This is a genomic window from Corynebacterium nasicanis (genome assembly GCF_042658165.1).
Lineage (GTDB): Bacteria > Actinomycetota > Actinomycetes > Mycobacteriales > Mycobacteriaceae > Corynebacterium > Corynebacterium nasicanis.
In genome coordinates, this window is record NZ_JBHSQE010000004.1 from 244998 (window position 1) to 247007 (window position 2010).

Sequence of the window (2010 nt, forward strand, 5' to 3'; positions counted from 1 at the left end):
GTCCTGGTCAACGAGAGGCTCGGCCTGGCCTATCGCATCGACGACGGCATCCCGGTGATGCTTATCGACGAAGCGACCCCCTGGCCGCCCACCGCCGAGTAACGCCCCCACCTGTTTCTTCCTAGTGACGAGAGTTTTTTCATGAACATCATCGACGAGCTCAGCTGGCGCGAGCTCATCAACCAGTCCACCGACCTGGATGCCCTGCGCGAGGCCACCGACACGGAGCCCATCACGCTCTACTGCGGTTTCGATCCCACCGGCCCCTCCCTGCACGCCGGACACCTGGTGCCGCTGCTCATGCTGCGCCGATTCCAGCAGGCCGGGCACCGTCCCATCGTCCTGGCGGGCGGCGCCACCGGCATGATCGGTGATCCCCGCGACGTCGGCGAACGCTCCATGAACACCGCCGACACCGTGGCCGACTGGTCCGAGAGAATCTCCGGGCAGCTCTCCCGCTTCGTCTCCTTCGAGGGGGAGAACGCGGCGCTGCTGCTCAACAACAACGACTGGACGAAGGATCTCTCGGTGATCACCTTCCTCCGGGACATCGGCAAGCACTTCCCGCTCAACACCATGCTCTCCCGCGACACGGTGAAGCGGCGCCTGGAGACCGACGGCATCTCCTACACCGAGTTCTCCTACGTCCTCCTGCAGGCCAACGACTTCGTCCAGCTCCGCCGGAACCACGGGTGCGTGCTTCAGGTCGGTGGCGGCGACCAGTGGGGCAACCTTGTCGCCGGCGTCGACCTCAACCGCCGCATGGACGGCGCCTCCGTCCACGCCATGACCGTGCCCCTGGTCACCGACTCCGAGGGCAAGAAGTTCGGCAAGTCCACCGGTGGTGGTTCGCTGTGGCTCGACCCGGAGATGACCAGCCCGTACACCTGGTACCAGTACTTCATCAACGCCTCCGACGCCGATGTCATCCGCTACCTGCGGTGGTTCACCTTCCTCAGCGCCGAGGAGCTCGCCGAGCTCGAGACCGAGGTCGCCGAGCGCCCCTTCAAGCGCGAGGCGCAGCGCCGCCTCGCCCGCGAGATGACCAACCTCGTCCACGGCGAGGAGGCGACCGCCGCCGTCGAACTCGCTTCGCAGGCCCTGTTCGGCCGGGCCGAGCTGCGCGACCTCGACGAGAAGACTCTCGCGTCGGCCGTCTCCGAGACGGAGGTGTTCGAGGTGGGTGCCGGCGATCCCCGGACCATCGTCGACCTCCTCGTCGGTTCCGGGCTGGTGGATTCCCGTGGCGCCGCTCGTCGCGCCATCAAGGAAGGTGGCGCCTACGTGAACAACGAGCGAATCGAGGGGGAGGAGTGGGAGCCCGCGGCTGCGGATCTCCTGCATGGCTCCTGGCTCGTGCTCCGACGCGGCAAGAAGAACTTCGCCGGCGTCAAGGTCACCGCCTGAATGCTTGACGACGCACAACACCCCACCTGACCAGGGGATTTGTTAAAGGTGGGGGTTGTGGGTAACTTAATGGAGGTCGCCAAGAGCGCCGCGGAGAACACCGCGGAGGGCACGCGGAGACAGAGAGATGAACAACAGGTTGACTTCACGAAAGTGATCATCTAAGGTTGAACGTCCAGCCGCAGAAACAAATCCGGAACTCCGGAAGCGTAGCTGTGTGCGGTTGTTGTGTGAGAACTCAATAGTGTGCCAATGTACTTTTGTTTGTGGTTGTTGGTTGTGTGTGCCGGCTGGCCTGGATGTGTTTCGGGTTGGTGGGTGTGTGCCGGGTGGTACCTTGTCAACAGGGTGTCACTGTAAATAATGCGCGCTGTGCCTTCGGGTGTGGTGTGAGTTGTTGTGGTGCAAGCATGATCTGATGATCGCATGAGTATATTTGTGTGGCTTCTTCTCTCCTCGTCGAGGTGGGGGTCACATGTGATAGACGCGAACATGTCTTGACTGGCCTGTTGGTTGGTTGGGGTGTTTGTATTTTTTTGGACAATCATTTTCATCATTGCCCTTGTGGGGTGGTGGTGTGCTGGTTGTTCGTTTGGTTGGGTT

General features: G+C 62.3%; 2 protein-coding genes. Both read left to right on the top strand.

The features are described from left to right. Positions 1–102: Trm112 family protein (locus ACFPUZ_RS07525; protein WP_377001220.1), on the top strand; the 102-nt coding region annotated here is incomplete at its 5' end. A gap of 39 nt (positions 103–141) precedes the next feature. Beyond that, positions 142–1407: a tyrosine--tRNA ligase gene (gene tyrS / locus ACFPUZ_RS07530; RefSeq protein WP_377001211.1), complete on the top strand. Its 1266-nt coding sequence runs from the start codon at positions 142–144 to the stop codon at positions 1405–1407. The last annotated feature ends 603 nt before the right edge of the window (positions 1408–2010 follow it).

Coding starts and splice junctions, on each gene's coding strand:
- tyrS (WP_377001211.1), top strand. CDS start 142: ATGAACATCATCGACGAGCTCAGCTGGCGCGAGCTCATCAACCAGTCC.